Source organism: Polynucleobacter sp. AP-Sving-400A-A2 (assembly GCF_018688155.1).
Taxonomy (GTDB): Bacteria; Pseudomonadota; Gammaproteobacteria; order Burkholderiales; family Burkholderiaceae; genus Polynucleobacter.
Map to the genome: position 1 here is coordinate 1,841,001 of NZ_CP061312.1, position 24,481 is coordinate 1,865,481.

The window sequence follows — 24,481 nt, forward strand, 5'->3', positions numbered from 1 at the left end:
AGCATGTCAGCAGAGAACTTCGATATTGTGATTCAGGGCGGTGGGCCAGTAGGCTTAGCCTGTACCGCATGGTGCTTGCAAAAATTTCCTGAAGCCAATATCGCGCTTCTGGATCGCAATCCTGCAGATGATGCTGATTTAGCTAATGCTGATAGCCGGGGAGTCGCCCTATCTCACGGTAGCAAGCTATTGTTAGACACCATCAATGCGTGGCCTACTGAATGTGCTGATATTCATCGGGTGCATGTCTCGCAAGCAGGTCGCTTTGGTCGTGCTCTGATGACCCGCGAAGAGCTTGGTCAAGAGGCTTTAGGTCACATCATTCGTTATCGTGATATTCACCTCACGCTGCGCAAAGCCTTAAGATACATTCAAAAAAATAGTCCCCATTTTGTTTGGAAACATATCGACGCCAGCGCCGATGCTGAAAACATTCAAGCCAAGTGTGTAGTGCATGCTGAAGGTGGTTTATTTAAAACCCAAGACTGGGTGGAGTCTGGCAGAGACTATGAGCAATCTGCCTTGGTCGGATTAGTTGAGGTTGAGAATGGATCGCCTTTCCAAGCGTGGGAGCGCTTCACCTCTGAAGGACCCTTGGCAGTTTTACCGAGCCACTACGGTCCCAATATTCTGAATCTGATTTGGTGCGGAACTCCAAGTTCATCACAGACACGCCTAGCATTAAGTGATGCTGACTTTCTGAAAAGCTTGCAAGCTGAGTTTGGCTCACGCATTGGACAATTTCTCAAAATCCAGGATCGCCGACTTTACGAGCTGGGACTCAATTACCGCAAAGAAATTACTCAAGGTAATGAAGTTTGGATTGGCAATGCTGCCCAGACCCTGCATCCCGTTGCGGGACAGGGCCTCAATCTTGGATTGAGGGATGCTTATCTCTTGGCTGAAAAACTCAGCATCCTCTTCTCTAAGCCTGATGATCAAAAAACGCCCCTGGGTATTGAAACCACTCTGCAGGAATATGCTCAAAGTCGCAAGCTCGATCGTTCTGCCACCATAGGTCTAACCGACTTCATGGCGAGAATCTTTACCTCCAATCTACTTCCTATTGTGATTGGTCGTGGATTGGCTTTATCGGCCCTCCAATGGCTTCCCCCCATCAAAACAGCCTTAGCCCGGCAGATGATGTTTGGTAGACGCTAAGAGGCTGAAATAGCCTCCAAAATACAAGTATTCCCTGTTTGACCTAAGTCATGGAGTGTGCCTATTTTTTAGGCACATGCAGACTGAATTGTGCTAAAGTGTCACCCTTTCCCCCAGACCTAAAAGCCATCCAGAGCCTAGCCTGAAACACATGAAGATTGGCCCGCACCTTCTTGCAAATAAATTATTTGTTGCCCCAATGGCTGGGGTAACGGATCGCCCATTTCGGCAACTTTGCAAAAAGCTCGGCGCTGGTTATGCCGTATCTGAAATGATCGCCTCCAACGCTTTACTGTGGAAGAGCGAAAAAACCCAGCGTCGCGCAAACCACCAAGGTGAATTCAAGCCTATTGCCGTCCAAATTGCTGGCGCTGATCCGCAGATGATGGCTGCAGCCGCCAAGCTCAACGTTGATCACGGTGCCCAGATTATTGATATCAATATGGGTTGCCCAGCCAAAAAGGTTTGTAATGTTGCAGCTGGCTCTGCACTATTAAGAGACGAGCCTTTAGTGCAACAAATTTTAGAAGCCGTAGTTCAAGCTGTCGGCGTAGGACCTGATGCAGTGCCTGTAACTTTAAAGATTCGGACAGGCTGGGATCGCGAGCATAAAAACGCAATGGATATTGCACGCCTCGCCGAGAAATCTGGCATCTCTATGTTGACAGTTCATGGCCGCACGAGAGCCGACCTCTATCACGGCGAAGCTGAGTATGAAACAATTACCGCAGTAAAAAATAGCATTGCCATCCCTGTGGTTGCCAATGGTGATATCACCACTCCAGAAAAAGCAGAATTTGTTTTGAAAGAAACTGGTGCCGATGCCATCATGATTGGTCGCGCCGCTCAGGGACGCCCTTGGATCTTTCGTGAAATTAATCACTTTCTAGAAACTGGTGGTAAGTTACCGACACCACAGATTAATGAGATTCAAGAGATCATGAATGCTCATCTCATTGATCATTATGATTTCTATGGCGAATACGTTGGCTTGCGCACAGCACGTAAGCATATTGGCTGGTACTGCAAAGGCTTGCGTGACTCCCATGCCTTTCGTCAAAGAATGAACACTGCCGATGATTGCAAAACTCAATTGCAAATGGTGAACGATTTTTTTAATGAAATGAAATCCCATTCAGATAGTTTGTTATTTTTAGAGGCAGCCTAAATTTAGTTTTTTATTTAATTTATCCATGACTAATAAGCACCCCATCACCGAATGCATTGAGACTCAACTCCAAGCTTACTTGGATGATCTCAAAGGAACGCCTCCATCCGACCTGTACCAAATGGTTCTCGCAGTGGTTGAAAAGCCAATGCTGGAATTGGTAATGCAGCATGCGAAGCAGAATCAGTCTTTGGCGGCACAGTACCTTGGCATCAACCGTAATACGCTTCATAAGAAGCTAGTAGAGCACCAGCTCCTGAAATAAATCAAACCCTATTCGCAAATTCTTAATTAATTAAACCTTCTGAAAAATATGATCCGCACAGCCTTACTCTCTGTTTCTGATAAAAATGGCATTGTGCCGTTCGCTAAAGCCCTCCATGAACAAGGCATCAAGCTGATCTCTACAGGTGGCACCGCAAAACTCCTGGCTGAAAATAATCTACCCGTAGTAGAGGTATCTTCTCTTACTAAGTTTCCAGAGATGCTCGATGGTCGCGTAAAGACCTTGCATCCAATGGTGCATGGTGGCTTATTAGCCCGCCGAGATTTTCCGGAGCACATGGCTGCATTGAAAGCCCATGGCATCGATACGATCGATATGCTCGTGATTAATCTTTATCCGTTTAACGAAACAGTTGCTAAAGCGGATTGTTCATTTGAAGATGCAGTTGAAAACATTGATATTGGTGGTCCAGCGATGTTGCGCGCTGCCGCTAAGAATCATCAAGATGTGACTGTATTGATTTCTCCAAAAGATTACGCTCCTGTTCTTGCAGAGATGAAAGCTAATCAGAACCTAGTTTCTTATAAGACCAATTTGAGTCTGGCTAAAAAAGTATTTGCTCACACCGCTCAATATGACGGTGCCATTGCCAACTATCTCTCAGCACTAGGTGATGACTTAGATCACAAGACACGTTCTGCCTATCCAGAAACCCTACACCTTGCCTTTGAAAAGGTGCAAGAAATGCGCTACGGTGAGAACCCACACCAATCAGCCGCTTTCTATAAGGATATTGATCCAGTCGATGGTGCGCTTGCTAATTACAAACAATTACAAGGTAAGGAGCTTTCCTACAACAACATCGCTGATGCCGACTCTGCTTGGGAATGCGTTAAGAGCTTTACTGGGAATGCTGGCGGTGCCGCTGCCTGCGTCATCATCAAACATGCCAACCCTTGTGGCGTAGCTGTTGCTGCTAATGGACTTGAGGCCTATCAAAAGGCATTCAAGACTGATCCAAGCTCAGCCTTTGGTGGAATTATTGCCTTCAACGTGCCATGTGATGGTGTAGCAGCTGAAGCGATTTCTAAGCAGTTCGTGGAAGTATTGATTGCCCCAAGCTTTAGCGCTGAAGCTAAGGCCATCTTTGCTGCTAAACAAAATGTTCGCTTATTAGAGATTCCTCTTGGTACTGCATTTAATACTTTTGACTTTAAACGTGTGGGCGGTGGCTTACTAGTGCAATCCCCCGATGCGAAAAATGTTCTTGAGAACGAAATGCGCGTTGTCAGCAAACGTCTGCCAACTCCAAGTGAAATGCACGACATGATGTTTGCTTGGCGCGTTGCAAAGTTTGTGAAGTCTAATGCGATTGTGTATTGCGCTAACGGCATGACTCTCGGTATTGGTGCTGGACAAATGAGCCGCGTCGACTCTGCTCGTATGGCCAGTATTAAGGCTGAGAATGCAGGCTTAAGTCTTAAAGGCTCTGCAGTGGCAAGTGATGCCTTCTTCCCATTTCGCGATGGCCTAGATGTGGTTGTGAATGGTGGTGCCAGCTGTGCCATTCAACCTGGTGGCAGTATGCGTGATGATGAAATCATCGCAGCAGCTGATGAGCATGGCATTGCCATGATCTTTACTGGCACACGTCACTTCCGTCACTAATCGCTTATGCGCTGGATAGGAATCGACCCAGGTTTACGTACTACCGGTTTTGGTGTCATTGATGTTGATGGCCAAAAGCTTAGCTATGTAGCCTCAGGGACGATTGAAAGTGGTGATCCAGCACGAGGGCTTCCTGAGCGCCTGGGAATCTTGTACGCGGGCATTAAGGAGGTTTTAGAGACCTACCACCCAGAACAAGCCGCTATTGAAGAAGTATTTCTGAACGTCAATCCTCGCTCCACCCTCATGCTTGGTCAAGCACGAGGTGCAGTAATTGCTGCCTTGGTATCTGACAAACTCCCTGTTGCGGAGTACAGCGCACTGAGAGTGAAGCAATCGATTGTCGGGACCGGCAGAGCTACTAAGCCACAAGTACAAGAAATGGTGAAACGTTTACTACGTCTAAGCCGTGCTCCCGGAACGGATGCGGCAGATGCTTTAGGAGTGGCGATTTGCGCCGCTCACCATGCCCAAATCCCAAAAGCAATTACTACCGCTCTTGCACCCAAAAAGAGTAGCAAGAAATAACAATACAAACAGGTTAAGATCTTCACATGATTGGTCGCATTCAAGGAATTCTCGTTTCAGTTCATCCACCCCGTCTCTTGGTAGATTGCCAAGGTGTTGGCTATGAGATCGATGTGCCCATGAGCACCCTGTACCAGCTGCCAGAGACCAATCAAAAAATTACATTACTCACCCACTTCCAAGTCCGCGAGGATGCGCAGCAACTCTTTGGATTTGCCACTGAAACTGAGCGTGAAGCATTTAGACAGCTAATTAAAATTAGTGGCGTTGGTTCACGCACAGCACTTGCGGTACTTTCTGGCATGAGCGTCAATGAATTGGCGCAAGCGATTGCCATGCAAGAGGCGGGGCGCCTAACTCAAGTACCTGGTATTGGTAAAAAGACTGCTGAGCGTCTTTGTCTAGAGCTTAAGGGGAAGCTGGCTCCGGATTTAGGAATTGTTGGTGGTAAGCCCCAGACAGTTGAAGCAAGTAGCGAGATATTGCAAGCCCTCTTGGCGCTGGGTTATTCAGAAAAAGAGGCTCAGCTCGCCCTCAAACAAATCCCTTCGGATACCACCGTATCAGATGGTATCCGCATGGGCCTAAAATACCTCTCGAAGACTTCATAAGCAGTTACCCAAACACCACTACACTTGCAGTATGGCAATCCACACAGAAGACCTCAGCTCAATCCCCGAAGATTTACCAGAAGGCAATGACCGCATTGTTAGTGGCGCAGTAGGCAATTCTGAAGCTATTTTTGAGAGGGCCTTGCGCCCAAAACAGCTTGATGAGTATGTCGGCCAAACTAAGGCTCGCGCCCAATTAGAGATTTTTATTACAGCGACTAGAGCAAGACAAGAAGCTCTGGATCACGTCCTCCTTTTTGGCCCTCCCGGCCTTGGTAAAACCACCCTAGCCCACATCATCGCTAGAGAGCTTGGTGTCAACTTACGCCAAACCAGTGGTCCAGTTCTGGATAGACCTGGTGACCTTGCTGCTTTACTAACTAATTTAGAAGCAAACGATGTGCTCTTTATTGATGAGATTCATCGCCTTTCTCCAGTAGTTGAAGAGATTCTCTATCCAGCGCTAGAGGACTACAGCTTAGACATCATGATTGGCGAAGGCCCAGCAGCACGTAGCGTCAAGATTGATCTCAAGCCATTTACTCTGATCGGCGCTACAACCCGTGCCGGCATGCTCACCAACCCACTACGTGATCGCTTTGGCATTGTGGCAAGACTCGAGTTCTACACGACCGAAGAGCTCACCAAAATTATTACGCGCTCCGCTAGCTTACTTAAAGCCGATATTGACCCCGAGGGATCAATTGAGATTGCGAAGCGCGCTAGAGGTACTCCACGCATCGCAAATCGCTTATTGCGTCGAGTACGTGACTATGCTGAAGTCAAGGGCACTGGCACCATCACTAAAGATATGGCAGATGCCGCATTGAAGATGCTTGATGTCGACCCAAGTGGTTTTGATGTAATGGACCGTAAATTGCTTGAAGCTATCTTGCACAAGTTTGATGGCGGCCCCGTTGGTATTGATAACTTAGCGGCGGCTATTGGTGAAGAGCGTGACACTATTGAGGATGTCTTGGAGCCTTACCTAATTCAACAAGGCTACTTACAAAGAACCTCTCGTGGACGAGTGGCAACCCGTCAAGCCTATGAGCATTTTGGCTTAACACCACCTAGTGATAATGGTCAGATAAGCTAAGGAAAGTTATCAATCCTAGTTTGGTCTATTGGGGTAACTTTTACCTGTTAAGTTACTGTAGACTGCGCCAACCAAAACTAGCACTACAGAATCTATCATTATCGGAAAAAATGCATACCGATAATGCATGACATTTCCAAGCACCACAATTAAAGCAATTGCAGCGGCCGGCGGGTGCAGGCAGCGCAAAATAAACATTCCAAAAATAGATAGACTGGCTGCAAATGACATTGCCATCAGCGGGTCGTCCACAAAATGAATTACTGAAATACCGACTAAAGCAGATAAGGTATTGCCAGCAATGACTGCCCAAGGTTGGGCCATAGGGCTCTGTGGAAGCACGAAAACTAATAAAGCACTTGCACCTAAAGAAGCCATAAGCCATTCATTGACACCACCTAGATCTCCAAGATACTTTGAAATAGTGAGTACAAGTAAAAGGCCTATAAATATACCGAACACTGATCGAAAGCGCTCTAACCAAGAGATATGTGGCTGATCTCCGCCAAAATAAAAAGTATATTTCTTTAAAAGATATTTAAGCGAATGTCTCATCGTGATTCATATTTTTTTCTCAAATAGCAATGTGATGTATTGAGCGGTACAGTCAATTTCTTGACTACTATTGAACTAGTGTCACCTTGGCAAATTTACGTTTACCTACTTGCACAACAAAGGTACCGGCCTCGATTTTTAATTGTTTGTCAGCCACTGTTGTGCCATCAATCTTGACACCTTTTTGATCGATGTTGCGTATCGCCTCTGATGTTGATGAGGCAAGGCCTGCAGCCTTGAGAAGGCTGGCGATGCTCATAGGGGCACCAGTCAGACTAACTTCTGGAATATCCTCAGGTATGCCGCCCTTAGCGCGGTGATTAAAGTCTTCAAGTGCTTTTTCTGCTGCAGCTTGCGAATGGAAGCGGGCGACAATTTCTTGTGCGAGCAGTACTTTGCAATCTTTAGGATTTCTGCCGCTTGCGACTTCTTGCTTCATTAAATCAATCTCAGCCATTGGGCGGAATGATAATAATGTGAAGTAATCCCACATCAACTCATCTGAGATGCTTAAGAGTTTGCCAAACATCTCACCAGCAGGCTCGCTGATACCAATGTAATTACCCTTAGACTTACTCATCTTATCGACGCCATCCAAACCCACGAGGAGCGGCATAGTCAAAATACATTGTGGCTCTTGACCATACTCACGTTGGAGTTCGCGCCCAACTAAGAGATTAAATTTCTGATCAGTACCGCCAAGCTCTAAGTCACTCTTCAAAGCAACAGAGTCGTAGCCCTGCATCAATGGATACAAGAACTCATGCACAGAAATGGGAACACCACTGCGGTAGCGCTTGGTAAAGTCATCACGCTCCAACATTTGCGCCACGGTATATCTGGCAGCCAATTGAATCATGCCACGTGCGCCTAGTGGATCACACCACTCGCTGTTATAGCGGACTTCAGTTTTAGCAGGGTCCAGCACCATGCTCGCTTGACGATAATAAGTCTGGGCATTAACAGCAATTTCTTCAGCAGTCAGTGGTGGGCGTGTTGCATTGCGTCCAGAAGGATCGCCAATCATGCTCGTGAAATCACCAATCAAGAAAATCACGGTATGACCTAAATCTTGAAGCTGACGCAATTTATTCAGTACAACTGTATGGCCCAAATGAATATCGGGCGCAGTAGGATCTAAACCCAACTTAATACGTAAAGGGGTCCCCGTTGCTTTGCTCTTAGCCAGCTTTTGAATCCAATCGGCCTCAACCAGTAACTCATCACACCCCCTTTTAGTCACTTCAAGGGCTGCAAAAACTTCGGGGGTCAGAGGGTATTTTTGTTCTGGTTTAGCCGTCATGCTGTATTAGTGAACTGATTCAGTTAAATTAGTATTTAGATTGCTAAAGCATAATTGTCGCATTCCTGAGAACAAAGCCCTGATACTGCATGAATAAGACCCACCCACTCTATATTGGCCTGATGTCTGGTACCAGCCTAGATGGGATAGATGCTGTGCTGGCAAAGATTGAAAAGACTGGTGATACCAGCCTTTTGGGGTCCATGAGCACAGCATTTACCCCTGAATTGCGTAAAGCCCTTCTGGACTTACAGAGTCCCGGGCCAAACGAGATTCATCGGGAAAATCAGGCTGCCAATGCCCTTGCGATAGCTTATGCAGATGCAGTCAAGCAATTGCTTGCCCAGAATAATCTTTCTTCTGCAGATATCAGTGCGATTGGCTCCCATGGTCAGACCATTCGTCATCAAGCTGATCTTGCTCATCACCTGGCTTATACACACCAGACTCTCAACCCGGCGCTGCTTGCAGAGCTGACCGGAATTGATGTCATTGCAGACTTTAGAAGTCGCGACCTCGCTGCTGGTGGTCATGGCGCCCCATTAGTACCAGCTTTTCATGCGCAACAGTTTGCTACAGATAAAAATACCGCAGTGCTCAATCTTGGCGGCATTGCAAACCTGACGCTATTACCCAAAGATGGTGAAGCGAGGGGATTTGATTGTGGTCCCGGTAATATGTTGATGGATGCCTGGATTGCAGATCAACAAGGACACACCTTTGATGAAAATGGTAACTGGGCATCTCAAGGCAAAGTCAATCCAGTACTACTTTCAAGAATGATGACTGATGCATTTTTTGCAAAAGCCCCACCAAAAAGTACAGGCCGTGATGACTTTCATTTGGAGTGGTTGCTAAAGCACATTGGATCAGAAAATATCAACTCGGAAGATGTGCAAGCTACGCTATTGCAATTGACTGTGGACACATCACTCCAAGCAGTGCTCCGTTATGCGCCGCAAACCCAGATTCTGATTGTCTGTGGTGGCGGTGTCCGCAATACTGCATTACTAAACTTATTCAAAGTCAAAACTAAAGAAGTATTAAAAAATCCACTCGAGATTTTGACCAGCGATGCACTTGGGATTGATCCACAACTCGTAGAAGGTCTTGCATTCGCCTGGTTAGCGTGGGCTCATAAAGAAAAACGGCCAGCAAATCTGCCAGCCGTTACGGGAGCGAAAGGTCCTAGGATTCTAGGCGCTTGCTATCCAGCTTAAGTTATTAAGCTTGTTCTTATGCGGAGAAAGAAGAGCCACAGCCGCAAGTGGTTTGCGCATTGGGATTCTTAATTACAAACTGTGAACCATTGATATCTTCTTTGTAATCAATCTCAGCACCAACTAAATATTGGAAGCTCATTGAATCCACCAACAAAGTCACGCCATTCTTTTCAAATAAGGTGTCATCTTCATTCACAGCATCATCAAATGTGAAGCCGTATTGAAATCCTGAACAACCACCACCTTGAACAAATACGCGTAGCTTCAGTTCTGGATTACCTTCTTCAGCAATCAAGTCAGCCACTTTTGCAGCGGCGCTATCCGTAAACACCAAGGGGGTTGGTGGCTCGGCTAAGTCTTGTACTGGTTGCGTAGCTAATTGGGTCATGATTTACTCCTAATTCAAAAGACGATAGTTTATTTTAGGCCTTTAATTCCAAGCTTGCTGAAAGGTCTTTCCAGCTAGCCCCATTATGGTGAAACAGCAATCTGAGTCAATCCAGTGGTCTCAGGCAAGCCAAACATCAGGTTCATGCACTGAACCCCTTGGCCTGAAGCACCCTTCACCAGGTTGTCCTCAACCACTAAAATAACTAAAGTATCTCCGTCGCCAGGACGATGAATGGCGATCCGCAAGCCATTACTACCCCGCACAGAGCGTGTTTCTGGATGGCTACCCGCCGGCATCACGTCCACAAAAGGCTCACCTTGATAGAAATCCTCATAGAGCTTTTGGAAATCTACCTTCATTCCAGCCTCTGACAAGCGCACATACAAGGTTGAATGAATACCCCGAATCATTGGCGTCAAGTGCGGCACAAATGTCAGACCAATCTGATCATGACCAGCAATGGCCTTCAAGCCTTGGACAATTTCAGGAAGATGACGATGGCCTTTAACAGCGTAAGCTTTAAAGTTATCAGCTGATTCTGATAATAAAGTCCCAATTTCTGCCTTACGTCCAGCACCTGAAGTACCTGACTTAGAGTCAGAAATAATATGCGTGCCATCAATTAGCTGTTTGCCACCAGTAGACTTTGGTGACAGTAATGGGGCAAGCCCAAGCTGAACAGAAGTGGGATAGCAACCAGCCAAACCGACGACGCGGGCTTTTTTAATTTCTTCACGATTGATTTCTGCCAAACCATAAACTGCTTCAGCCAAAATTTCTGGGCAACCATGTTCCATGCCGTACCACTTAGCAAATTCTTTGACATCTTTTAAACGGAAGTCAGCAGCCAGATCCAAAATCTTGACATTGTTAGCAAGCAATTCTTTTGCTTGCGCCATCGCTACACCGTGAGGCGTTGCAAAGAACACGACATCGCATTCATTTAATTTAGCTTCATCCGGTGTTGTGAACTTAAGATCAATGCGGCCACGTAAAGAAGGAAACATCTCGGCCACTGGCATACCAGCTTCTGTGCGAGAAGTAATTGCCTGGATCTTGACTTCGGGATGCTGCGCCAACAAGCGCAGTAGCTCCACTCCGGTGTATCCCGTCCCACCTACGATGCCAACTTTAATCATGCCATTCTCCAAAATACTGACAGATTCATTTTATCTCTCTAATACCGTGATTGTAGAAACAAAAAGGGCCGCTTGCGCGACCCTTTCGATAAAACATATAGCGACTGAAAGAATTAGCGCTTGCTGAACTGCTTACGACGACGCGCGCCATGCAGACCAACTTTTTTACGCTCAACTTCACGAGCATCGCGAGTGACCAAACCTGCTTTAGACAGGGCTGGTTTCAAAGTGATGTCGTAATCCATCAATGCACGGGTAACGCCGTGACGAACTGCACCAGCTTGGCCAGTTTCACCACCACCGCTAACGTTTACTTTGATATCAAAGGTTGTTAGGTGAGCTGTGAGAGCCAAAGGCTGACGAGCGATCATGCGTGATGTTTCGCGAGCAAAGTAAGCATCGATAGGTTTACCGTTAACAGTAATCTCACCTTTGCCAGATTTAATGAATACGCGTGCTACAGAGCTCTTGCGACGACCTGTACCGTAATTCCAATTTCCGTAATTAATAGCCATTTGGTTTCCTTAAATCTCTAACGCTTTTGGCTGTTGAGCCGCATGCGGATGACTGGCGTCGCCGTAGACTTTTAATTTCTTAATCATGGCATAACCTAGTGGGCCTTTTGGCAACATACCCTTCACAGCCTTCTCCAAAGCGCGACCTGGGAAACGGTCTTGCATCTTGTCGAAGTTAGTCGAACTAATACCACCTGGGTATCCGCTGTGACGGTAATAAATTTTATTCAAGCCTTTTGTGCCTGTAACACGTAGCTTAGAAGAATTGATGACAACAATGAAGTCGCCGGTATCAACGTGTGGGGTGTATTCAGGCTTGTGCTTGCCGCGTAGACGGAGTGCCACTTCACTGGCGACACGACCGAGGACTTTGTCCGTAGCGTCAATCACGAACCATTCATGCACCACCTCATGGGATTTTGCAGAAAAAGTTTTCATGATTTCTCAAATTGTTATAGTCAAAAAAATTACTCCAATCAAACTACGTCCACCTTGGCCCTGCTTATGTTTGCAAGCTCGCAGATTCTGTAATTTACTTGGTAAAACAATTACCGCTGACTGGTTTGGTAATTCAGTAAAGCCTTGAATTGTAACCCAAAAAAAACCCAGGAACTAGTCCTGGGTTGGAATCCACCTATGTCTAAGTGGAGGAGACACTGGGCGGTAAATCAATCTCTTATATAAGACTGACTACCAATGTGGTTATTGTATCGAGAAATATGGTGCAACGCAAGAATATTGACCAAAATCAATTTTCTGATGCTTTAAAGTAAAAATTGCTGAGCAGCTAAGCCCCATTATTATTGTTAAACTATTGATAATATTGATTAATTTATTAAATTAGGGATCACTAACATGGAATGTCAAGTAAGTTGGTTGGGTAATAGCGGCATGGCGTTTTCGGCAAAAACAGGCAGTGGTCACCAAGTCACTATGGATGGTCCGCCTGAAGCTGGAGGCAAAAATAGCGCCCCAAGGCCTATGGAGCTAATTTTGGCGGGGACTGGGGGCTGTTCTGCCTTTGATGTGGTTGCAATCCTACAAAAGGCTCGCCAAGAGGTTAGCGCCTGCGATGTCCAACTAAAAGCCGAGCGGGCGGAGACTGAGCCCAAAGTATTTACCAAAATTAACCTGCATTTCACAGTCAAAGGCAAAAACCTCGATTTATCCAAGGTTGAGCGTGCAGTGAAGTTGTCCCACGAAAAGTATTGCTCCGCGACAACCATGCTCGCCAAAACGGCAGAAATTACTTACTCCATCAACGTTATGAATGACGAATAAGTCTTGAGAAAGTGCAGAGTCAATCGATAAGCCGGATTCTGTCGCCTAGATTTGCATCTAGGGGCAATCATTCCTCTAGGCCGGCAGTTACCTGACGGCTCAAGCTCCCTACCCGCAGACTCAGCGGGACGCCTCATCGCCTGCTTACTTGGGATTGCTCCAGGTGGAGGTTACCGCGTTTCACCGTAACTAAATACGCTCGTCTCTGTGGCCCTATTCCTCACGTCACCGTGGATGGCCGTTAGCCATCACCCTTCCCTATGGAGTCCGGACTTTCCTCCCCCTCAATAAAGAGGCGGCGATTGCCCAATTGACTCTGCGCCTGCAGTCTAACGCAGTCGCAGAAATTTATCCTAAAAATGAATAGAGAAAGTCTTAACTGACTTAAGCCAAGGTCCAAGCGATAGTTTCACCTGCACGCAGCGGAACAATCGTGTCACCACCCAAAGGAAGCTCTGCAGGAATATTTTGCGCCTGCTTTACCAAAGTGACTTTCTTGGTATTGCGTGGCAATAAATAAAAATCTGGGCCAAAGAAACTAGCGAAGCCTTCCAGTTTGTCCAACTTGCGAACACTCTCAAATGCCTCAGCATATAAACCTAAGGCATTGAAAGCACTGTAACAACCAGCACAACCGCAAGCAGATTCTTTAGCGCCCTTGGCGTGGGGCGCACTATCAGTGCCCAAGAAAAATCTAGGGCTGCCACTCGTTGCGGCCTCTAATAGGGCGACGCGATGTTCTTCACGCTTGAGTACTGGCAAGCAATAGTTATGCGGACGAATGCCGCCAGAAAAAATCGCATTACGATTCATTAATAAATGTTGTGGAGTAATCGTAGCGGCTATATTGTTTTTTCCAGCAGTATGCGCATCACGTACATAGTGCGCAGCTTGTTTAGTAGTAATGTGCTCAAACACAATCTTGAGCTCAGGAAAATCTTGACGTAAAGGTTGGAGTACTTGATCAATAAACACCGCCTCACGATCAAATATATCAATGTGAGCACTAGTCACTTCACCATGCACTAACAAGGGCACACCGACAGCCTGCATTGCTTCAAGTGTGGCATAACAACGCTTGATATCACTCACACCTGCATCACTGTTAGTTGTCGCTCCTGCAGGGTAAAGTTTAAATCCAACAATGCCAGCATTCTTTGCTTTACGCACTTCATCCGCAGCAGTGTTATCCGTGAGATACAAGGTCATTAATGGTGTAAAGCTAGTGACACCCAAAGATTGAAGATTCGCCTCAATCCGACCACGATACGCATTTGCCAAATCAACCGTAGTCACTGGCGGCTTCAAATTTGGCATGATGATGGCACGCGCAAATTGGCGCGCAGTATCGACCAATACATCTCGCATTACTTCACGATCACGAATATGCAAATGCCAGTCATCTGGCTGAATCAGTTGAATTTGAGTTGGGCTATTGGACATAATTATTTATCAAGCAAGATGATGCGAAAATCGTTCACGTTTGTGAGTGTAGGGCCAGTTTCCACTAAAGCATCTAGTTGCGCAAAAAAACCATAACAATCGTGCTGATCCAGATACTGCGAAGGAATCAAGTCTTGCTTAATGGCAAGCTGGCGGATCTCAGGGGTAAACCACGCACCGGCATTCTTTTCACTACCATCGATACCATCAGTATCTGCAGCCAGAGCGGAAACATGAGGAAGATCAGTTGATGCTGCAAAGAATGAAAGTAGATACTCACTGCAGCGACCACCACGGCCTTTAATTCCACTAGGAATAGTTACCGTGCACTCGCCACCCGAGATGAGGGCGATTGGTCCTTTGGTCTTAGTCGATAAATGATGGCGGGCTAAGGCAGCTTGCTCTATACCTACTTCTTGAGCTTCCCCGGTAATAGTGTCACCCAAAATAATGGGCTCATACCCTTGTGTGCGGACGTAGTCTGCCGCAGCCTCAAGACTCTTATAGGCCGTAGCAATCACATGATTACTGACCGCAGTATTTTGTAGATCTACTTCTTTTAAGGTCTCTGGAACTTCACCTGCAACACCACGCCGCAAATGAGATAAAACAGATTCTGGAATAGAGTCAGAGCTTAAGTGGTGTTTAGCCAAAATATCCAGAGCATCTTGGTAAGTCGAATAATCTGGCGCACAAGGTCCACTTGCAATATCTGCAGGGGCATCTCCAGTGACATCTGAAATCAGCAATGCTTCAACTCGAGCGCCACGTGCGATAGCCAGCCTTGCTAAATTACCACCCAGAATCGCTGACAAATGTTTGCGAACGACATTCATCTCTTCAATTGGCGCACCGGAGCGTAATAGCGCTTCGGTAGTCTTGCGCATATCTTCGATAGTGATGCCGGCTTGGGGCAAAGTAAGCAAGCTTGAACCGCCGCCGGAAATTAAGGCAATCAAAATGTCACCAGCTTGTAATTCACTAACTAAGCGATAGATTTCTTTAGCGCCGTCCATGCCAGCTTGATCAGGCACTGGATGACCCGCTTCAATTATTTGGATATGGCCAGTAGGAGAGTTGTGTCCATAGCGGGTCAATACCACCCCCTCAATAATTGCATTAGGCCAATGACACTGAGCATACGACTCTAGAGCTGTTGCCATTGATGCACTGGCTTTACCAGCGCCGACCACCAAACATCTACCCTTGGACTCCAAGCCTTGAGGAAAGATCTTGCCAAGGTATTCAGGAACGATTTTGTTTGGGTCGGCAACCGCTAAAGCAGCGGCAAAGGCATTTTTGAGAATAGTTTCTTGCTGGCTCATAGAGATATTCTAATCAAGAACGATGCGCTCTTGCATTTGCCACATTTCAGCATATCGGCCACTAGCAACCAATAGCTCTGCATGCGTTCCACGTTCCACTATCTGGCCATGCTCCATGACCAAAATTTGATCCGCATGAATAATGGTGGACAGCCTATGGGCAATAATCAAGGTCGTACGGTTTTTAGCCAAGCCAAGCAGCTCTTCCTGAAAAGCCCGCTCTGTTTTAGAGTCCAGCGCCGATGTTGCTTCATCAAAAATTAACATTGCCGGCTTTTTGAGTAGAGTCCTTGCAATCGCAACACGCTGCTTCTCACCACCAGATAATTTCAGACCACGCTCGCCTACTTGGGTGTCGTAGCCATCTGGGAGATGTTTGATGAAACGATCAATCTGCGCCGCCCTAGCAGCCTCATGAACTTCTTCAATCGAAGCATTAGGATTGCCATAAGCAATGTTGTAGCCAATGGTGTCATTAAACAAGACAGTATCTTGAGGAACAATGCCAATTGCCTTACGTAAACTCAATTGAGTGACATCCACAATATTTTGATCATCAATCAGAATCTTGCCGGACTGAACATCATAAAAACGAAACAGTAAGCGAGCTAAGGTACTCTTGCCGGCGCCACTCTGCCCGACCACTGCAGTAATTGTTCCCGCGGGGATGTTAAAGCTAACATCCTTCAGAATTTCACGCTTGGCATCGTAATGAAATGAGACATTCTCAAAACGAACATCTGGGCCACGGCTTTGATTACTGATACGCAAAGACTGGGCATTGGGTGCATCCGCAATCTCCTTCTCCGTATTCAGAAGTGAAAACATACGATCCATGTCAGTCAGCGCCTGCTTAATCTCACGATAGATCACGCCTAGGAAATTTAGCGGGATATACAACTGAATCATCAAGGTATTAACTAATACCAAATCACCCAAGGTCATAGATCCATCAATCACACCCTGAGTTGCTCGCCACAAAATGAGGACTAATCCAACGGCAATAATTACTTGCTGCCCAAGATTGAGTACGGCTAAAGATTTTTGAGACTTCACTGCAGCCGTCTGGTAGCGGATCAGATTTTGATCGTAACGACTAGCCTCAAAGGCTTCATTACCAAAGTACTTCACCGTCTCAAAATTCAATAAGGAATCAATTGCCTTCTGATTGGCCTTGGAATCCATGTCATTCATGGTGCGGCGGAAATGCGTCCGCCATTCTGTTACCACAACCGTAAAGGCAATATAAAGCACCAATGCAATCAAGGTAATAATGGCAAACCACATATCGTATGCGTAAGCCAAGTAACCAAGTACTAAGCAAAACTCAATCAGGGTTGGCAGGATGCTATATAGGGAATAGGAAATGAGCGACTGAATACCGCGAGTCCCACGCTCAATATCTCGACTAACTCCACCGGTTTGACGTGCCAAATGGAAGCTCAGCGCTAGAGAATGTAGATGCTCAAAAACTTGTAGCGCTACTTTACGAACCGCATTTTGAGTAACGCGAGCAAAGAGGGATTCGCGCAGCTCGGTAAATAAAGAAGCAGACACCCTCAAGAAGCCGTAAGCCAAGATCAATCCGGCCGGTAAAACTAATAAAGCTTGAGGAGAGCCTGCTTTGATATTAAGCTCATCAATCAATTCCTTCATCAAAATCGGAATGCCAAGATTGGTGACCTTGGCAGCAACCAAACAAGTCAGGGCAATCGCAACCCTAAACTTGTATTCCAATAGATAGGGAAGTAAGTCACGAATAACCTTCCAGTCGCTACCCTGTGATGGCTTTGAATCTGCTGCTGAATGATGATGCCCTGATGAATGTCTCATCACGCTATCTTAGTCAGTTACGCTTTGATGCGCAGAAAACAACTTGAGAATTGCTTCGCCATTACTGGGAGAGAAGCATTTTTTTGCAGCTTCCGTAAAAGGCAGCCACTGATAAGCCACGTGCTCCCTTGGCGCCAATCTGACTGAGATCTCATTGGGAACCAGTAATGAGAACCAGTGCTCAGCATTTCTGGTTACTCTAGAGGCGTAACGGTGACGCCACTGCGGATAAATTTCGTACTCAATCTGATGATGCATATCCCGCAAAGAACCCGCTGGAAGAGACTGAACATCAATTCCGGTCTCTTCAAGGACTTCGCGTGCAGCGGCAGCACTAAGATCCTCATCGAGGAAATCAAGACTACCCGTAACGGATTGCCAAAAATGGGCTTTATCGGCTCGCTCGATTAGCAAGACCTCCCCATTCAATTTGCAAATAACAACTAAAACCGAAATGGGGATTTTCAAGGTGATCTAGATACTGTCTTACTTAAGCAGCGGGGGCAGCTTGGCGCAAACGAATATGTAGCTCTTTTAACTGACGCTCGTCAACTGGGCTAGGAGCCTGAGTAAGTAAGCACTGTGCACGCTGTGTTTTCGGGAAGGCGATGACATCACGGATAGATTCAGCACCGGTCATCATCGTGACGATACGATCCAAACCAAATGCAATACCACCGTGTGGAGGCGCGCCGTACTGCAAGGCATCCAATAAGAATCCAAACTTCGCCTGAGCCTCTTCGGCACCAATCTTCAAGGCGCGGAATACCTGACTTTGCACTACTTCTTGATGGATACGGACGGATCCACCACCAATCTCGCTACCGTTCAGAACCATGTCATAGGCCTTAGCTAAGCACTTTCCAGGACTCGATTCGAGATATTGCATATGCTCATCTTTGGGGCTAGTAAATGGATGGTGACATGCGACCCAACGGGCATTGTCTTCATCATATTCAAACATGGGGAAATCAACTACCCATAACGGCTTCCAACCTTCGGTAGATAGTCCATGTTCTTTACCCCAAGCAGAGTGACCAATCTTCAGACGCAAACCACCAATAGCATCATTCACTACTTTTTCTCTATCAGCACCGAAGAAAATAATATCGCCATCTTTAGCACCAGTACGTTTCAGGATGCCTTCGATAGCAGCATCATGCAAATTCTTGACGATGGGTGATTGCAAACCGTTACGGCCTTCTGCAAGCGAGTTCACCTTGATCCATGCCAAACCTTTGGCGCCATAGATCGCTACAAATTGTGTGTAATCATCAATTTCACTACGGCTTATCTCAGCACCGCCAGGTACGCATAAACCAACTACGCGTCCACCCTCTTGGTTTGCTGCACCAGAAAATACTTTGAAATCGACATCTTTCATCAAATCAGTCAATTCAGTAAATTCAAAATTCACACGCAGATCTGGCTTGTCCGAACCAAAGCGCGCCATACCTTCTGAGTAAGGCATGGTTGGAAATGGGTTTGGCAACTCTACGTTCATGGTGATTTTGAAAATATGACGAATCATGTTTTCAAATAACTCACGGATTTCTAGCTCATCCAAGAAAGCGGTTTCACAATCGATCTGAGTAAATTCAGGCTGACGATCAGCACGCAAATCTTCATCACGGAAGCACTTGGTAATTTGGTAGTAACGATCAAAACCAGCCACCATCAGCAATTGTTTAAACAGCTGAGGAGATTGTGGCAAAGCAAAGAACTGTCCGTCATGCACACGAGAAGGCACCAAATAGTCGCGAGCACCTTCAGGGGTGCTCTTCGTTAACATCGGTGTCTCGATGTCGATGAAACCTGCAGCATCGAGATAGCGACGGCATTCCATAGCCACGTTGTAACGTAAACGTAAGTTCTTTTGCATTTGCGGACGACGCAAATCCAAAACACGATGAGTTAAGCGAGTGGTCTCAGATAAATTCTCATCTTCTAATTGGAATGGGGGAGTAATAGATGCGTTCAAAATGACTAGGCTATGGCAAAGCACTTCAATCTTGCCGCTAACTAAATCATTATTCTCGGTACCAGCAGGACGCGCACGTACAAAACCTTTAACCTGAATACAAAATTCATTACGAACCTGCTCGGCTAGTACAAACATCTCAGGGCGATCTGGATCGCAAACAACTTGCACAAAACCTTGATGATCACGTAGATCAATAAAGATCACACCACCGTGGTCACGACGACGATTAACCCAACCAGAGAGGGTAATCTCTTGACCAATGAGTGATTCAGTTACCTGACCGCAGGTATGGCTTCGCATCGACATAACAATTTCCTATAAATCAAAGATGAGGGTTTGACTGAGTAGCAGTCAAACCAGTTGAACTGGTGGGGGGAACAGATCCCATTGAAACAATATGTTTGAGCGCCTCTTCAACACTCATCTCTAATTCAATGGTGTGTGCACGTGGGACGATCATAAAAAATCCAGAGGTTGGGTTTGGAGTAGTTGGCAGGAAAACATTCACGTAGTCCTCACCCAACTTAGCCGCAACTTCTTTTGCTGGCATACCAGTCTGAAATGCAATCGCCCAAGAGTCTGCATGGGGATAGCGAATTAATAATGCCTTGCTAAACGCCTGGCCGCTTCCAGAAAATAAAGTGGAAGATACTTGTTGAACACTAGAGTAAATCGATCGCACAATCGGAATGCGATTCACCAAGCGATCCCATACCTTCATCCACCACTGCCCCGCAAAATTAATTGCAAGTAATCCAGTGATCATGATGACTGAAACAACAATCAGAATGCCCACACCTGGTAATTCACGGAAATGTTGCAAATCACCGGAAAACTGATTGGGGAACACGGTAATAATGGCATGCATTACAGAACCAAAAACACCGTCGAGCAGGCCCAATCCCCATCCAATCACCCAAATAGTGATTGACATCGGTGCCCACACTAGAATGCCTGCGATAAAGTATTTTTTCATTTGCCCACGCTTACGCTTTGCCTAACCTGGCATTTTAGCGGTTTAAGCGGCAATCGGCGACAGTCTAGTGAAGACCAAGGCCGATTATCAGAATCCCAGCCAAAAAGCCGCCTGCGAACAGCAAGGCACCCACCAAAAGGCGATGAGTCCGTCTTTCCTGAATTAAAAGGCCTTTTAAGACCTCTAATTCAGCATTTTGCTCTCTTTGCGGACCGCGCCCCTGCGCCAAACTCTCCGCAATCAGGCGGGGCAAGGTTGGTAGTATTTTTGCCCAAGAGGGCGCTTCACTCTTAAGCCCCTCAACCAATCCACGCCAACCCAATTGCCTGCTGATCCATTTTTCCAGGATCGGCTTTGCAGTCTGCCAAAGATCAAGATCGGGGTCTAATTCACGCGCTAAACCTTCCACATTGAGTAATGTCTTTGATAGTAGGGAAAGTTGCGGCTGCACTTCGACTTTAAAACGACGGGATGTTTGGAACAAACGCACCAGAACAATGCCTAAAGAAATATCTTTTAAAGGTCGATCAAAGTAAGGCTCACAAACCGAGCGTACTGCACCTTCTAACTCTTCTACCCGGGTATCTGCAGGTACCCAACCAGATTCCACATGCAATTCTGCAACACGCCGATAGTCACGGTTAAAGAAGGCTAGAAAGTTGAGTGCCAAGTAGTTTTTATCGGTTTCACTTAATGCGCCAACAATTCCAAAATCCAGAGAAATAAATCGCCCAAAACTATCTGGCTCTAAGCTGATCATGATATTTCCAGGGTGCATATCTGCATGGAAAAAACCATGTTCGAATACTTGAGTAAAAAATATCTCTACACCTTCTGCCGCTAATTTTTTGAAATCTACCCCAGCGGCACGTAATTCATCAAAACGACCGATAGATATACCATTCATTTTTTCCATGACAATCACATTGGTGTGACATAGATCCCAATACATTTCAGGAATCATCAGCTTGTCTGAATCAACAAAATACCTTCTTAACTGACTGGCATTAGCAGCCTCACGCATGAGATCGAGCTCATCATGCAGGTGTCTATCAAACTCCGCTACGTTTTCAGTTGGCTTTAAACGACGGCCATCGGAAGATAATTTTTCAATGATTTTTGCCAGGTCATACATTAAAGCAATATCGCTCTCAATCACCGGGAGGATGCCTGGACGCAAGACCTTGATCGCAACTTCTCGCTCATGCCATTCTGGATGTCTCTCAGTGGCGCGTAAGATTCCAAAATGCACTTGAGCAACGGAAGCACTAGCTACCGGAGTTGCATCAAAACTAATAAAAACTTCTTCAATCGGTAAACCAAGCGCCTTCTCAATTAAGAGTCGTGATTCTGCATTGGAAAATGGCGGCACTTGATCCTGTAACTTTGCCAACTCATTGGCGATATCTTCTGACAATAAATCACGACGAGTAGAAAGCACTTGTCCAAATTTTACGAAGATCGGCCCGAGCGCTTCTAAAGTCAGACGGATGCGCTCACCTCTAGGTAGCGATTGCCCTGGTGACATCCAGCAAAGAATAGTTAAGAAGCCACGAGCAATCCCAGGTTTCAGAATGTCGCGCAGTAGTGGCAATAAACCATAACGCCATGCTGTAAAGAAAATGAAATAGAGACGGGCTAAACGACGCACAATCAATTAACCTTTTCGCTCTAAAAGTTGAATACGCTTATCTAGACGATCAACCGCATCACGCAACACACTTAATTCATTCTTACGAATTAAAAAATCTCGTTTATTCAAAAGGACTTTTCTTTCTTCACTGACATACTCAATAACATTTTCTAGCAAATCGGTCGCCGCAGATTTCCCAGCAGAAATGAATTTCTTCCCTTGGCTTACAGCGAAGTTTGCAGGCGCATCGCCAATGAAGCGTGCCAAATCTTCCTCATACTCCCACCGAATTTGACCTGCTAAACGACCCAATAGCTGCGCTAGGTCAGCATCGCCGGTAATCTTCACTGACTTCATTGCTTGCTCCCGCAAGTTACCAGGGCTACCAGCTAAAGCACTCAATGCTTCAGAGGAAATCTCTAACTCTAATGACGGGGTATCCGCATGGGTCAAGGCAAGCAGGGAGCCCTCGGGTGCTATCTCAAAAAAGAGCTGTCCAATCGGCAAATTAAGCAAAATGACTTTACCAGCATGGCGCGCCAACTCCGCCATAGCCCACGGCTCAGCCTTAAGGACATGATTTATTCCTCGGCAAGCGGCAGATGCTGCAATGTGGTGAGTGGCGGGAGATACGGTGGTCATTAGTGTAAAAAACCCGCACAAGTGCGGGCTTTCGGTGGAAAGTACTACAAGCTTAAACTAACTGGGAGATACCCGCTAGTACCCAGCCTCCAGGACCGCTTACCGGCTTACTGAGATTCCACACTTCAGAGAAGTTATTTGCCTGCGCGCCCACTTGTTCACGAATCATGCCAGTGAACTGCACGCTACAGTAGTAGGTATTGTCAGCTGTTTCAATTCCAAGCAACTGCGCATTGAGTGTCACTACGTCGGTTTGATTGGCGCTATCAGCACGTCCGGCCAAGTCTTGCTCAATCGTGGCGAACATTTCTGGGGTGGTGTACTCACGTAATCCAGTTAAGTCACCCTGATCCCATGCCTTTTGTAAACCTGAGAAAAACTGTTTCGCATTATCCAAAAATGCGTACTCATCAAACCCTGGAGGAAGCGTTGATTGAAATGGTGCAGGCTCTGCGGCAACACCACCGAGCCCACTAGCAGCCGGCGTAAATGCAGGCTCTTGTCTTGGCGCCTGATCTAGATTGCTACGCTGCATACCTTGCGAAGTCATTTGAGGGCTTTTATTAGCACCAGATAAGGCAGGCATCATTTTTCTCATGATGAACATGATGGCAAAGCCGGCTAGAGCAGCAATCAGCAATCCAGTGATCAATGAAGATGCGCCCTCACCTAACCCAAAATGGGATAAGAGGAAACCAATACCAAGACCTGCGGCTAAGCCACCCAAAATGCCACCCATACCACCGAAGCGACTTGGTGCTGGTGCTTGAGGAGCCGCAGCTGGTGCTGCTGGTTGCGCTTGTTGAGTTGGCTTTTGTGCGGGAGTAGCTTGTTTTTGCATTGGCGCGCTTGGTGCCTTGCCGACACTTTTACCACCACCTAAACGGGCAGCATTAGCATGACCAACGCAAGCAAATATTAAGCTGACACACAATATAACTGCCTTGAAAAAATGCTTATTCATATTTTGATCCCCTATAAAACTGCTTTTAATTCTTGACTGACGAAAACTATAAAAACACTAGTATTTAATACCAATATGGAGCGCAACGATACCCCCAGTCATTCTGTGGGTATCCACCTCATCAAAACCCACCCCCAGCATAATATCTTTAAGAGCCTGAGCATCTGGGTGCATCCGAATAGATTCCGCCAAGTAGCGATAGCTCTCAGAATCTTGGGCAATCTTTTCGCCTAACCAAGGCAACACCTTAAATGAGTAGGTGTCATAAATCGGGCCTAAAAAAGCATCCGGTTTTGAGAACTCCAGCACCAACACTCGACCACCGGGCTTAATTACTCTGAGCATCTCTGTCAAAGCAACATCTTTATGAGTCATGTTTCGCAAGCCAAACGCTACTGTCACCACATCAAAGTGATTCGCGGGGAAAGGAATTTTCTCCGCATCAAACTGCACGCAGGGTAAAGCCATTCCCTGATCAAGCAGGCGATCACGGCCAACCCCCAACATAGAGGCATTGATGTCACTCAGCCATACTTGAGCTTCAGGGTTATGACCCCAGTCTGCTGCACGCGCAAAGGCAGCGGCTAGGTCGCCCGTACCACCAGCAATATCCAATACTTTTTGACCGGGGCGCACTTGAGCACGCGCAATCGTGACTTTTTTCCACAAGCGATGCAGTCCGAATGACATCAAATCATTCATGACGTCATATTTACTCGCTACAGAATGAAATACCTCAGCGACCTTACCTGCTTTTTCAGCTTCATCGACGCTTTGGTATCCAAAATGGGTCTTACTCATATTCCTCTTTAC

General features: G+C 46.3%; 25 protein-coding genes and 1 other RNA gene. 9 read left to right on the plus strand and 17 right to left on the minus strand.

What is annotated here, in order from left to right; genetic code table 11:
* Window positions 1-3 precede the first annotated feature (3 nt).
* The 7 genes from C2758_RS09640 (at window position 4) to ruvB (ending at window position 6,461) form a co-directional block, all read left to right on the plus strand.
* Window positions 4-1,161 (plus strand): FAD-dependent monooxygenase, encoded by a 1,158-nt coding sequence (locus C2758_RS09640; protein ID WP_215328045.1) that lies wholly within the window; start codon window positions 4-6, stop codon window positions 1,159-1,161.
* A 151-nt stretch (window positions 1,162-1,312) separates the two neighbouring features.
* Window positions 1,313-2,329 (plus strand): tRNA dihydrouridine synthase DusB, encoded by a 1,017-nt coding sequence (gene dusB / locus C2758_RS09645; protein ID WP_215328046.1) that lies wholly within the window; start codon window positions 1,313-1,315, stop codon window positions 2,327-2,329.
* Window positions 2,330-2,354: 25 nt separating this feature from the next.
* A complete protein-coding gene (locus C2758_RS09650; protein WP_215325802.1) occupies window positions 2,355-2,594 on the plus strand; it encodes a helix-turn-helix domain-containing protein in 240 nt (79 codons plus the stop codon).
* Window positions 2,595-2,642: 48 nt separating this feature from the next.
* Window positions 2,643-4,223, plus strand: a complete 1,581-nt coding sequence (gene purH / locus C2758_RS09655; protein ID WP_215328047.1) for a bifunctional phosphoribosylaminoimidazolecarboxamide formyltransferase/IMP cyclohydrolase — start codon at window positions 2,643-2,645, stop codon at window positions 4,221-4,223.
* Between the two features lie 6 nt (window positions 4,224-4,229).
* Complete coding sequence (ruvC, locus tag C2758_RS09660; RefSeq protein ID WP_215328048.1) at window positions 4,230-4,751, plus strand: crossover junction endodeoxyribonuclease RuvC; 522 nt, start codon at window positions 4,230-4,232, stop codon at window positions 4,749-4,751.
* Between the two features lie 26 nt (window positions 4,752-4,777).
* On the plus strand, window positions 4,778-5,362 hold the full coding sequence (ruvA, locus tag C2758_RS09665) for a Holliday junction branch migration protein RuvA (protein WP_215328049.1): 585 nt from the start codon (window positions 4,778-4,780) through the stop codon (window positions 5,360-5,362).
* 31 nt (window positions 5,363-5,393) lie between these two features.
* Window positions 5,394-6,461 carry a Holliday junction branch migration DNA helicase RuvB gene (ruvB, locus tag C2758_RS09670; protein WP_215328050.1) on the plus strand — a complete coding sequence of 356 codons (1,068 nt, stop codon included), beginning with the start codon at window positions 5,394-5,396 and terminating at the stop codon, window positions 6,459-6,461.
* A 15-nt stretch (window positions 6,462-6,476) separates the two neighbouring features.
* Here the strand turns inward: ruvB and C2758_RS09675 are convergent, their stop codons facing one another.
* Both C2758_RS09675 and tyrS read right to left on the minus strand, forming a co-directional pair.
* Window positions 6,477-7,016, minus strand: a complete 540-nt coding sequence (locus tag C2758_RS09675; protein WP_215328051.1) for an HPP family protein — start codon at window positions 7,014-7,016, stop codon at window positions 6,477-6,479.
* A 67-nt stretch (window positions 7,017-7,083) separates the two neighbouring features.
* Window positions 7,084-8,319, minus strand: coding sequence for a tyrosine--tRNA ligase (gene tyrS, locus C2758_RS09680; protein ID WP_215328053.1), 1,236 nt, complete (start codon window positions 8,317-8,319; stop codon window positions 7,084-7,086).
* 89 nt (window positions 8,320-8,408) lie between these two features.
* Here tyrS and C2758_RS09685 point away from each other — a divergent pair, with 89 nt between their 5' ends.
* Entirely contained in the window at window positions 8,409-9,539 is a 1,131-nt protein-coding gene (locus tag C2758_RS09685; RefSeq protein ID WP_215328055.1) for an anhydro-N-acetylmuramic acid kinase, read from the plus strand.
* 16 nt (window positions 9,540-9,555) lie between these two features.
* On the opposite strand, the gene erpA is transcribed toward C2758_RS09685, so the two are convergent.
* The 4 genes from erpA to rplM all read right to left on the minus strand — a co-directional run bounded on the left by erpA (window position 9,556) and on the right by rplM (window position 12,025).
* On the minus strand, window positions 9,556-9,930 hold the full coding sequence (gene erpA, locus C2758_RS09690) for an iron-sulfur cluster insertion protein ErpA (protein ID WP_215305360.1): 375 nt from the start codon (window positions 9,928-9,930) through the stop codon (window positions 9,556-9,558).
* 83 nt (window positions 9,931-10,013) lie between these two features.
* Window positions 10,014-11,072, minus strand: a complete 1,059-nt coding sequence (gene argC, locus C2758_RS09695; protein WP_215328057.1) for an N-acetyl-gamma-glutamyl-phosphate reductase — start codon at window positions 11,070-11,072, stop codon at window positions 10,014-10,016.
* A 113-nt stretch (window positions 11,073-11,185) separates the two neighbouring features.
* Window positions 11,186-11,587 carry a 30S ribosomal protein S9 gene (gene rpsI / locus C2758_RS09700; protein WP_215305363.1) on the minus strand — a complete coding sequence of 134 codons (402 nt, stop codon included), beginning with the start codon at window positions 11,585-11,587 and terminating at the stop codon, window positions 11,186-11,188.
* Between the two features lie 9 nt (window positions 11,588-11,596).
* Window positions 11,597-12,025: a 50S ribosomal protein L13 gene (rplM, locus tag C2758_RS09705; protein ID WP_015422034.1), complete on the minus strand. Its 429-nt coding sequence runs from the start codon at window positions 12,023-12,025 to the stop codon at window positions 11,597-11,599.
* A gap of 417 nt (window positions 12,026-12,442) precedes the next feature.
* Between rplM and C2758_RS09710 the strand changes: the two genes are divergently transcribed.
* Entirely contained in the window at window positions 12,443-12,868 is a 426-nt protein-coding gene (locus C2758_RS09710) for an OsmC family protein (protein ID WP_215328058.1), read from the plus strand.
* Window positions 12,869-12,879: 11 nt separating this feature from the next.
* Here the strand turns inward: C2758_RS09710 and rnpB are convergent.
* From rnpB to ubiE, 11 genes are all read right to left on the minus strand, one after another.
* An RNA gene (rnpB, locus tag C2758_RS09715) (RNase P RNA component class A) lies at window positions 12,880-13,186 on the minus strand.
* A gap of 66 nt (window positions 13,187-13,252) precedes the next feature.
* Window positions 13,253-14,311, minus strand: coding sequence for a dihydroorotase (pyrC, locus tag C2758_RS09720; RefSeq protein ID WP_215328059.1), 1,059 nt, complete (start codon window positions 14,309-14,311; stop codon window positions 13,253-13,255).
* Between the two features lie 2 nt (window positions 14,312-14,313).
* Window positions 14,314-15,636: a glycerate kinase gene (locus C2758_RS09725; protein ID WP_215328060.1), complete on the minus strand. Its 1,323-nt coding sequence runs from the start codon at window positions 15,634-15,636 to the stop codon at window positions 14,314-14,316.
* A 9-nt stretch (window positions 15,637-15,645) separates the two neighbouring features.
* On the minus strand, window positions 15,646-17,469 hold the full coding sequence (locus C2758_RS09730; protein WP_215328061.1) for an ABC transporter ATP-binding protein/permease: 1,824 nt from the start codon (window positions 17,467-17,469) through the stop codon (window positions 15,646-15,648).
* A gap of 9 nt (window positions 17,470-17,478) precedes the next feature.
* Window positions 17,479-17,937: a dihydroneopterin triphosphate diphosphatase gene (gene nudB / locus C2758_RS09735; RefSeq protein ID WP_371817699.1), complete on the minus strand. Its 459-nt coding sequence runs from the start codon at window positions 17,935-17,937 to the stop codon at window positions 17,479-17,481.
* 22 nt (window positions 17,938-17,959) lie between these two features.
* The gene (aspS, locus tag C2758_RS09740) at window positions 17,960-19,759 is read right to left on the minus strand and encodes an aspartate--tRNA ligase (RefSeq protein ID WP_215328062.1); all 1,800 of its coding nucleotides are present in this window, start codon (window positions 19,757-19,759) and stop codon (window positions 17,960-17,962) included.
* Between the two features lie 16 nt (window positions 19,760-19,775).
* The gene (locus C2758_RS09745; protein WP_215328063.1) at window positions 19,776-20,429 is read right to left on the minus strand and encodes a DUF502 domain-containing protein; all 654 of its coding nucleotides are present in this window, start codon (window positions 20,427-20,429) and stop codon (window positions 19,776-19,778) included.
* A 64-nt stretch (window positions 20,430-20,493) separates the two neighbouring features.
* The gene (ubiB, locus tag C2758_RS09750; RefSeq protein ID WP_215328064.1) at window positions 20,494-22,080 is read right to left on the minus strand and encodes a ubiquinone biosynthesis regulatory protein kinase UbiB; all 1,587 of its coding nucleotides are present in this window, start codon (window positions 22,078-22,080) and stop codon (window positions 20,494-20,496) included.
* 6 nt (window positions 22,081-22,086) lie between these two features.
* Window positions 22,087-22,704, minus strand: a complete 618-nt coding sequence (locus C2758_RS09755) for an SCP2 domain-containing protein (protein ID WP_215328065.1) — start codon at window positions 22,702-22,704, stop codon at window positions 22,087-22,089.
* A gap of 52 nt (window positions 22,705-22,756) precedes the next feature.
* Window positions 22,757-23,668, minus strand: coding sequence for a Tim44 domain-containing protein (locus C2758_RS09760; RefSeq protein ID WP_215328067.1), 912 nt, complete (start codon window positions 23,666-23,668; stop codon window positions 22,757-22,759).
* A 57-nt stretch (window positions 23,669-23,725) separates the two neighbouring features.
* Window positions 23,726-24,469: a bifunctional demethylmenaquinone methyltransferase/2-methoxy-6-polyprenyl-1,4-benzoquinol methylase UbiE gene (gene ubiE, locus C2758_RS09765; protein WP_215328069.1), complete on the minus strand. Its 744-nt coding sequence runs from the start codon at window positions 24,467-24,469 to the stop codon at window positions 23,726-23,728.
* Window positions 24,470-24,481 lie beyond the last annotated feature (12 nt).

Coding starts and splice junctions, on each gene's coding strand:
- C2758_RS09640 (WP_215328045.1), top strand. CDS start 4: ATGTCAGCAGAGAACTTCGATATTGTGATTCAGGGCGGTGGGCCAGTA.
- dusB (WP_215328046.1), top strand. CDS start 1,313: ATGAAGATTGGCCCGCACCTTCTTGCAAATAAATTATTTGTTGCCCCA.
- C2758_RS09650 (WP_215325802.1), top strand. CDS start 2,355: ATGACTAATAAGCACCCCATCACCGAATGCATTGAGACTCAACTCCAA.
- purH (WP_215328047.1), top strand. CDS start 2,643: ATGATCCGCACAGCCTTACTCTCTGTTTCTGATAAAAATGGCATTGTG.
- ruvC (WP_215328048.1), top strand. CDS start 4,230: ATGCGCTGGATAGGAATCGACCCAGGTTTACGTACTACCGGTTTTGGT.
- ruvA (WP_215328049.1), top strand. CDS start 4,778: ATGATTGGTCGCATTCAAGGAATTCTCGTTTCAGTTCATCCACCCCGT.
- ruvB (WP_215328050.1), top strand. CDS start 5,394: ATGGCAATCCACACAGAAGACCTCAGCTCAATCCCCGAAGATTTACCA.
- C2758_RS09675 (WP_215328051.1), bottom strand. CDS start 7,016: ATGAGACATTCGCTTAAATATCTTTTAAAGAAATATACTTTTTATTTT.
- tyrS (WP_215328053.1), bottom strand. CDS start 8,319: ATGACGGCTAAACCAGAACAAAAATACCCTCTGACCCCCGAAGTTTTT.
- C2758_RS09685 (WP_215328055.1), top strand. CDS start 8,409: ATGAATAAGACCCACCCACTCTATATTGGCCTGATGTCTGGTACCAGC.
- erpA (WP_215305360.1), bottom strand. CDS start 9,930: ATGACCCAATTAGCTACGCAACCAGTACAAGACTTAGCCGAGCCACCA.
- argC (WP_215328057.1), bottom strand. CDS start 11,072: ATGATTAAAGTTGGCATCGTAGGTGGGACGGGATACACCGGAGTGGAG.
- rpsI (WP_215305363.1), bottom strand. CDS start 11,587: ATGGCTATTAATTACGGAAATTGGAATTACGGTACAGGTCGTCGCAAG.
- rplM (WP_015422034.1), bottom strand. CDS start 12,025: ATGAAAACTTTTTCTGCAAAATCCCATGAGGTGGTGCATGAATGGTTC.
- C2758_RS09710 (WP_215328058.1), top strand. CDS start 12,443: ATGGAATGTCAAGTAAGTTGGTTGGGTAATAGCGGCATGGCGTTTTCG.
- pyrC (WP_215328059.1), bottom strand. CDS start 14,311: ATGTCCAATAGCCCAACTCAAATTCAACTGATTCAGCCAGATGACTGG.
- C2758_RS09725 (WP_215328060.1), bottom strand. CDS start 15,636: ATGAGCCAGCAAGAAACTATTCTCAAAAATGCCTTTGCCGCTGCTTTA.
- C2758_RS09730 (WP_215328061.1), bottom strand. CDS start 17,469: ATGAGACATTCATCAGGGCATCATCATTCAGCAGCAGATTCAAAGCCA.
- aspS (WP_215328062.1), bottom strand. CDS start 19,759: ATGTCGATGCGAAGCCATACCTGCGGTCAGGTAACTGAATCACTCATT.
- C2758_RS09745 (WP_215328063.1), bottom strand. CDS start 20,429: ATGAAAAAATACTTTATCGCAGGCATTCTAGTGTGGGCACCGATGTCA.
- C2758_RS09755 (WP_215328065.1), bottom strand. CDS start 22,704: ATGACCACCGTATCTCCCGCCACTCACCACATTGCAGCATCTGCCGCT.
- C2758_RS09760 (WP_215328067.1), bottom strand. CDS start 23,668: ATGAATAAGCATTTTTTCAAGGCAGTTATATTGTGTGTCAGCTTAATA.
- ubiE (WP_215328069.1), bottom strand. CDS start 24,469: ATGAGTAAGACCCATTTTGGATACCAAAGCGTCGATGAAGCTGAAAAA.